This window comes from Azonexus sp., assembly GCF_049652925.1.
Lineage (GTDB): Bacteria > Pseudomonadota > Gammaproteobacteria > Burkholderiales > Rhodocyclaceae > Azonexus.
Genome location: NZ_JBASFI010000040.1, coordinates 564,715 through 572,300, shown reverse-complemented (window position 1 = coordinate 572,300; position 7,586 = coordinate 564,715). Strand labels below are relative to the sequence as shown.

At 61.6% G+C, this 7,586-nt stretch carries 5 protein-coding genes; 2 read left to right on the top strand and 3 right to left on the bottom strand.

Going from position 1 to position 7,586, the window contains the following annotated elements; genetic code table 11:
- Nucleotides 1-13: 13 nt before the first annotated feature.
- Together WBK19_RS21440 and WBK19_RS21435 are read right to left on the bottom strand one after the other, a co-directional pair.
- Nucleotides 14-766 (bottom strand): electron transfer flavoprotein subunit beta/FixA family protein, encoded by a 753-nt coding sequence (locus WBK19_RS21440; RefSeq protein WP_511293089.1) that lies wholly within the window; start codon nucleotides 764-766, stop codon nucleotides 14-16.
- A 64-nt stretch (nucleotides 767-830) separates the two neighbouring features.
- Entirely contained in the window at nucleotides 831-2,468 is a 1,638-nt protein-coding gene (locus WBK19_RS21435) for an acyl-CoA synthetase (RefSeq protein WP_511293088.1), read from the bottom strand.
- Between the two features lie 161 nt (nucleotides 2,469-2,629).
- On the opposite strand from WBK19_RS21435, the gene WBK19_RS21430 reads away from it, so the two are divergent.
- Nucleotides 2,630-4,645 carry a PAS-domain containing protein gene (locus WBK19_RS21430; RefSeq protein WP_511293087.1) on the top strand — a complete coding sequence of 672 codons (2,016 nt, stop codon included), beginning with the start codon at nucleotides 2,630-2,632 and terminating at the stop codon, nucleotides 4,643-4,645.
- Nucleotides 4,642-5,361 (top strand): response regulator transcription factor, encoded by a 720-nt coding sequence (locus WBK19_RS21425; RefSeq protein ID WP_511293086.1) that lies wholly within the window; start codon nucleotides 4,642-4,644, stop codon nucleotides 5,359-5,361. Before WBK19_RS21430 ends, WBK19_RS21425 begins: the two co-directional genes overlap by 4 nt.
- 94 nt (nucleotides 5,362-5,455) lie before the next feature.
- Here the strand turns inward: WBK19_RS21425 and fusA are convergent, their stop codons facing one another.
- A complete protein-coding gene (gene fusA, locus WBK19_RS21420; protein WP_511293085.1) occupies nucleotides 5,456-7,507 on the bottom strand; it encodes an elongation factor G in 2,052 nt (683 codons plus the stop codon).
- Nucleotides 7,508-7,586: the final 79 nt, after the last annotated feature.

Here is a 7,586-nt window from a genome sequence, read left to right as displayed (position 1 = left end):
AGAATGGTCATGATCAGATCACCTTGGCTTCGTTCTTGAGTTTGTTGACGAGTTCGGCGACGTCGGCGACGCGGATGCCGGCACTGCGTTTGGCCGGTTCGGCGACCTTGAGGGTGGTCAGGCGCGGGGTGACGTCGACGCCAAGGTCGGCCGGCTTGACGGTGTCGAGCGGCTTTTTCTTGGCTTTCATGATGTTGGGCAGCGTGGCGTAGCGCGGTTCGTTGAGGCGAAGGTCAGTCGAAACAACAGCCGGCAGGGAAATTTCGAGGGTTTCGAGGCCGCCGTCGATTTCGCGGGTGACTGTCGCTTTGCCATTGGCGATGACGACTTTGGAGGCGAAGGTGGCTTGCGGCCAGGCTTGCAGGGCGGCGAGCATCTGGCCGGTCTGGTTGGCGTCGTCGTCGATGGCTTGTTTGCCGCAGATGACGAGTTGCGGTTGTTCTTTGTCGCAGAGGGCCTTGAGGAGCTTGGCAACGGCCAGGGGCTGGATTTCGGTGTCACCACAATCGACGAGGATGCCGCGGTCGGCACCGATGGCCATGGCGGTGCGCAGGGTTTCCTGGCAGGCGGCGACGCCGCAGGAGACGGCGATGACTTCCGTGGCGATGCCGGCTTCCTTGAGTCGCACGGCTTCTTCGATGGCGATTTCATCAAAGGGGTTCATGCTCATCTTGACGTTGGCCAGGTCAACACCGGAACCATCTGCCTTCACACGAACTTTGACGTTGTAATCAACGACTCGTTTTACGGGTACGAGAATCTTCATGGGATTTTCCTTTTCGAACACGCAAGCCCCTGCCGATCAAGGCATGACGACAGGGGACTGCGGATTACTCGATGGCGAGCGCGGAGTTGGCGTGCTGACGCAGGACGTATTTCTGGATCTTGCCGGTGGATGTCTTCGGCAGTTCGCCGAACACCACGGTCTTTGGCACCTTGAAACGGGCCAGATGCGCCCGGCAGTGCTCAATGATGTCCGCCTCGCTACAAGCAGCACCAGCCTTCAGTTCGACGAAAGCCGCTGGCACTTCGCCCCACTTTTCGTCGGGCTTGGCGACCACCGCCGCAGCGACAACTGCCGGGTGACGGTAGAGCACGTCTTCAACTTCGAGCGACGAAATATTCTCGCCACCGGAGATGATGATGTCCTTGGAGCGATCCTTGATCTTGACGTAGCCATCGCTATGCACAACAGCCAGGTCGCCGGTGTGGAACCAGCCACCCTCGAAAGCTTCTTCGGTCGCCTTCGGGTTCTTGAGGTAGCCCTTCATGACCAGGTTGCCCTTGAACATGATTTCGCCCATCGTCTCGCCGTCCCACGGCACCGGCTGCATGCTGACCGTGTCACGGACCTCGATGCCTTCCTGCATGTGGTAGCGCACGCCCTGGCGGCCGTTGCGGGCAGCGCGCAGGTCGATCGGCAGGCGATCCCATTCCGGGTGCTTGGCGCAGACGGCGGCCGGGCCATAGGTTTCGGTCAGGCCGTAAACGTGGGTGATGTTGAAACCCATCTTCTCGCAGCCTTCGATGATCGCAGCCGGAGGAGCAGCACCGGCGATCAGGCCATTGACCTGATGCTCGATGCCTTCCTTGAGGCTGTCGGGCGAATTGATCATCATGCCCCAGACGATCGGCGCGCCGCACATGTGGGTGACCTTATGCGCCTTGATCAGGTTGAAGATCAAGGCCGGATCGACCTTGCGCAGGCAGACACTGGTGCCGGCATTGGCCGCCAGCGTCCAGGGGAAACACCAGCCGTTGCAATGGAACATCGGCAGGGTCCACAGATAGACCGCATGCGGCGGCATGCCCCAGGAAATGATGTTCGACGCCGCGTTGAGGTAAGCGCCGCGATGGTGATAGACAACGCCTTTCGGGTTACCAGTGGTGCCCGAGGTGTAGTTCAGGGCGATGGCGTCCCACTCGTCGTCGGGCAGGCTCCATTTGAAATCGGGCTCGCCTTCCTTGAGGAAATCTTCGTAAGTCTTTTCGCCGAGCGACTCGCCACCCGTGAAGTCCGGATCGAGGCTGTCGATGACCAGCGGCTTCGGCCCTTCGAGCAGCGCCAGCGCGGCCTTGATGATGGCCGAAAACTCGGGGTCGGTGATCAGCACCTTGGCTTCGCCGTGAGCCAGCATGAAGGCGATGGCTTCCGCGTCGAGGCGGGTGTTGAGGGTATTGAGCACAGCGCCGGTCATCGGTACGCCGAAATGGCATTCGAACATCGAGGCCGTGTTCGGCAGCATGGCAGCGACGGTGTCGCCCTTGCCGATGCCGCGATTCTTCAGCGCCGAGGCGAGCTGGCGGCTACGATCGTAGCTTTCCTTCCAGGTGTACTGACGCGCCCCCTGGATGACCGAAATACGCTTCGGATAAATGAAGGCCGAACGCTCGATGAAGCTGAGTGGGGACAGTGCAACGAAATTGGCCGGATTTTGCTCCAGCCCAACGGAATACGGGTTAACCAAGATATATCTCCTCACGATTTTCTTGCCGAGTGCTGTTCTCGTTGGCGCAAGTATTTTTATTGATCGTGATATTGGCAAAACACTCTTGCGCAACTATTGGCAGAATGTAACGAATAGTTACATCACGAAATCCACCCCGCCCCGTGCACTAGAATCGACCGATGCTTCTCGAATCCGCCTCGTCCCCCACTGCCCCGCGCCACGAAATGCTGCAGGCCGGGCTGGACCTGCTCGACCAGGGAATCACCGTTTTCGATGCCAATCTGTGCCTGGTCGCCTGGAACCGCCCCTTCCTCCAGCTGCTCGAATTTCCCGACGAACTGGCCTACATCGGCGCCCCCTTCGCGAGCTTCATCCGCTACAACGCGGAACGCGGCGAATATGGGCCGGGCGACATCGAAGCGCAGATCGCCGAGCGCGTCGCCGCGGCAAGAAACTTCGCGCCGCACGTCACCGAACGCCAGCGCCCGAATGGCCGGGTCCTGCTTCTGCGCGGCGAACCGCTGGCGCACAAGGGTTTCGTCACGCTCTACAGCGATGTCACCGAGCAGCGCTACATCGAGCACCTGACCGAGCATCAGAACATCCAGCTCGACGAGCGGGTGCGCCGGCGCACCGCCCAGCTCGAAAACGCCAACGCCAACCTGCGCCGGGCCAGCGAGGAAAACGAACGCATTGCCGCAGCGCTGCGCCGCAACGAAGAACGCCTGCGCCTGATCAACGACACCATCCCCATCATGATTGGCTACGTGGACCAGAACGAGGTCTATCAATACGCCAACAAGGGCTACTCCGACTGGTACGGCTACCCCGGCGAGAGCGTCACCGGCCGGGCCGTGATCGAACTGATCGGCCCGCACGTTTACAGCCAGGTACGCGATCCGGTAAAGCGCGCGCTGGCCGGCCAGCAGGTCACCTACGAGTACCAGATGGAACGCCTGGGGCAGACCGTTTTCGCCCGCAGTACGCTGGTTCCGGAGGTTACGGTCGACGGCAAAAATCTCGGATTTTTCGTCTTCTCCCAGGAAATAACCGACCAGAAACGCATGCAGGCCGCGCTCGTCCAGGCCCAGAAAATGGAGGCCATCGGCCAGCTGACCGGCGGTCTGGCGCACGATTTCAACAACCTGCTCACCGTCATCATCGGCAACCTTGCCGCCCTCCAGGACCATCGCCCGGACGATGCCGAAATCAACGAATTCGTCGAGCCGGCCCTCCAGTCGGCCCGGCGCGGCGTGCAACTGATCAAGCGCCTGCTTACCTTTTCACGCCAGCAACCGCTGGAACCGAAGGCGGTCGATATCGGCAACCTGATTGGCAGTCTGGCCAAGCTGGTCCGCCGCTCGCTGCCCGAGTCGATTGCCGTGTCCACCGATCTCGGCGGCATGACACTGCATGCGCTGGTCGATCCCGGCCAGCTCGAAAGCGCCCTGCTCAATTTCGCCCTGAACGCGCGCGACGCCATGCCGGAAGGCGGCCGCCTGCACATCGCGGCGCGCGCCGTCGAGCTGTCGACCGATGCCGCCGCCTTCGACGTCAGCCCGGGCCAGTACGCGCTGATCGAAGTTGCCGACAACGGTTGCGGCATGGATGCCACGACACTGGCCCGTGCCTGCGAACCCTTCTTCACAACCAAACGGCTCGGCCTGGGCAGCGGCCTCGGGCTGGCCATGGCCTACGGTTTCGCCAAGCAGTCGGGCGGCGGCGTTTCAATTCAAAGCCAGCCGGAACAGGGCACGACCGTCCTCATGGTCCTGCCGCTGGCGACGCCCGAAGAAGATGTCGATGCACCGGGCGAGGACGCCACCCTGCCGGCCGGTGGCGAACTGGTCCTGCTCGTCGAGGATGAGCCGAACGTCCGCCGGGTCGTCCGCCAGCAGCTGATCGACCTCGGCTACCCGGTCATCGAAGCCGAAGACGGCGTCCAGGCGCTGGCCATGATCGAGCAGATTCCCGACATCGCCATCGTCGTCAGCGACGTCATCATGCCCGGTGGTCTGGATGGCCGGCAATTGGCCGACCGCGTCAGGAACGACCGCCCGGAAATGTGCATCGTACTGATGAGCGGCTACACCGACGAGGCCGAGGTCGGCAGCGACCTGCCGGTCCTCGCCAAACCCTTCGTCCGCCAGGACCTGGCCCGCGCCCTGCGCGCCGCCCACAAAGAAAAACCATGAAAGACAACGAACCCGCCAAGCTCATCGTCATCGTCGAGGACGATCCCGATGTCGCCAAGATCATCGAACAGGTGCTCGCCGATTTCGGCTTCCGTACCGTCTGGTGCCGCAGTGCCGGTGACCTGCTGCGCCGCCTGCGTACGCTGGCCCCCGACCTCTGCATCATCGACCTCGGACTGCCCGACATGGACGGCATCGAAGCCATGCAGCGCGTCCGCGCCCAGTCGGGCTGCGGCATCCTGATCCTGACCGGGCGGGCGCATGTCAGCGACCGCGTCATGGGCCTCGAACTCGGCGCCGACGACTACGTGCTCAAGCCTTTCGAACCGCGCGAACTGGTCGCCCGCGTGCGCAGCATCGTGCGCCGGCGCGAAGGCAGCGAAACGCAAGCCCGCCAGATCGCCGAGTTTTCCGGCTGGCGCTTCAACCTCGGCAACAACACGCTGACTGCGCCGAATGGCGACGAGCACGCCCTGAGTACGGCGGAGACTGAGCTGCTCAAAGTCTTCGTCAACAATCCGAACCGTATCCTGCAGCGCGAAAAACTCATGGGCACCCGCGACCTGGCGCCCAATGATCGCGCCATCGATGTCCGCATTTCCCGTCTGCGCCGCAAGCTGGAACCAGATCCGCAGAGTCCGGCTTTCATCAAGACGGTGTATGGCGCGGGTTATCTGTTTTTGGCGACGGTTAACTGGTCGGGCGAGGCGAACTAAAGCGCCGCCAAAGAAAAAGGGGCTTTTCAGCCCCTTTTTATTTTTAGCCCTTTTCCCCGTTTGACCGTGGAAGAGCGCCTCCGGTGCTAAAAACTCATTCGTCTTCGTCGTGCAACTGAAACTTGCTCGCCAGTTGCTGCTGGACATTCGGCGGCACAGCGGCATAGCGGGCAAACTCAATGGTATAGCTGCCCTGACCGCCGGTCAGCGACTTGAGGCGCGACTGGTAGTCGTTGAGTTCAGCCAGCGGCACTTCCCCACTAATCGCCGACATGCCATGCCCGCGCCCGTCAGTGCCGGTGATATGGCCACGCCGACCAGACAGATCGCCCGTCAGGTCGCCAATAGCCGATTCCGGAACGATGATCTCGATACTGACAATCGGTTCAAGCACAATCGGCTTGGCACCCCGAATCGCTTCGATAACCGCCTTGCGGCCGGCCATCGTGAAGGCGACTTCCTTGCCATCAACGGCGTGCGTCTTGCCGTCGAAAACCGTGACTTTGAGGTCATCGACCGCGTAGCCGGCAACGACCCCGCCTTCCAGCCCCTGACGAATCCCCTTTTCCACGGCCGCCATGAAGACGCCAGGAATGACCCCGCCCTTGACCGCATCGACGAATTCGAAGCCCTCACCGCGGCCCTTCGGCTCAATGCGCAGATGCACTTCGCCGAACTGCCCGGCGCCGCCCGACTGCTTCTTGTGCCGATACATCGCCTCGGCCGGCGCAGTGATCGTCTCGCAGTACGGAATGCGCGGCGGCTGGGTGTCGACTTCCAGCTTGTGCTGACTGGCCATACGCGCCAGCTTGGACTTCAGGTGGATCTCGCCGAGGCCACGAACCACCGTTTCATTGCTGGTCGGGTGACGTTCGACAACGAAAGTCGGGTCTTCCATGGCCAGCTTGGCGAGGATGTCGAACAGGCGCTGCTCATCGCCCTTCTTCTTCGTTTCGACGGCCAGACCGGCCATCGGCTTGGGAAATTCGAGCGGCACGAGGTGGATATGATCTTCGTCGTGCGAATCGTGCAGCACGCAGTCGAAATCGATCTCGTCGATCTTGGCAATCGCCCCGATGTCGCCCGGCAGCAGTTCATCGACTTCGATGCTGTCCTTGCCCTGCAACTGGTAGAGATGGCCAACCTTGATCGGCCGCTTGCTGTCGCCAACGAAGAGCTGCATGTCCTTCTTCATCGTGCCCTGATGAACGCGAAAGATGCCAATCTTGCCCAGGTAGGGATCGGCCACGACCTTGAAAACGTGGGCCAGCACGTGTTTGGCGGCATCCGGCTCGGCCTGGAACGGCTCGGTTTTGTCGCCCGGCTCGCCTTTGTAGAACGGCGGCGCATTGCCTTCGGCCGGGTTCGGTGCCAGCGAGGCCAGCACATGCAGCAATTCCTTGATGCCGGCGCCAGTCTTGGCCGAGGTGAACAGGATGGGAATCAGATGGCCTTCGCGCAGCGCCTTCTCGAACGGCGCATGCAAGGCCGTGGCCGTCGGATCGGCGCCATCTTCAAGATACTGGGCGAGCAGGTCTTCGTCCTCCTCGACGATCTGGTCGATGAGCGCCCGGTGCGCCGCCGCAACCGATTCGAAATCGGCATCACCGGCATCGCGCTCGAGCACTTCGACGACATCGACCGCCCCGTGTGCCGGCAGGTCGAGCAGCATGCACTGCTTGCCGAAACGCTCGCGAATACTGGCGACCAGTCCCGGCAGATCGAGATTTTCAGCATCGATCTTGTTAATGACGATCATCCGGCACAGCTTGCGGTCGGCGGCGTAGCGCATCATGCGCTCGGTCATCAGTTCGACACCAGTCTGGGCGTTGACCACGATCAGGGCAGTGTCGACACCAGCCAGCGCAGCAATCGCCTGGCCGGAAAAATCCGGGTAGCCCGGGGTATCGATCAGGTGGATATGGGTGTCTTCATAACCGAAATTGACGACGGCAGACGTCAGGGAGTGGCCTGCTTCTTTCTCCTGGGCATCGAAGTCGGCAACCGTGTTGCCCTTCTCGACGCTGCCCTTGGCGCTGACGGCGCCGGTGGCGAAAAGCAAGGCCTCGGCCAGACTGGTCTTGCCAGCCGCACCATGGCCGACTAGCGCAACGGAACGTAGAGCCTCGGTGGTGTACTTGGACATCTTCTTCTCCCTTAGCTTAAAAAATTTAGCGAAAAATCAGTTCACTTCAGTAACCTGCTTTGTCATCAGCGAGCCGGGA

Coding starts and splice junctions, on each gene's coding strand:
- WBK19_RS21430 (WP_511293087.1), top strand. CDS start 2,630: ATGCTTCTCGAATCCGCCTCGTCCCCCACTGCCCCGCGCCACGAAATG.
- WBK19_RS21425 (WP_511293086.1), top strand. CDS start 4,642: ATGAAAGACAACGAACCCGCCAAGCTCATCGTCATCGTCGAGGACGAT.
- WBK19_RS21440 (WP_511293089.1), bottom strand. CDS start 766: ATGAAGATTCTCGTACCCGTAAAACGAGTCGTTGATTACAACGTCAAA.
- fusA (WP_511293085.1), bottom strand. CDS start 7,507: ATGTCCAAGTACACCACCGAGGCTCTACGTTCCGTTGCGCTAGTCGGC.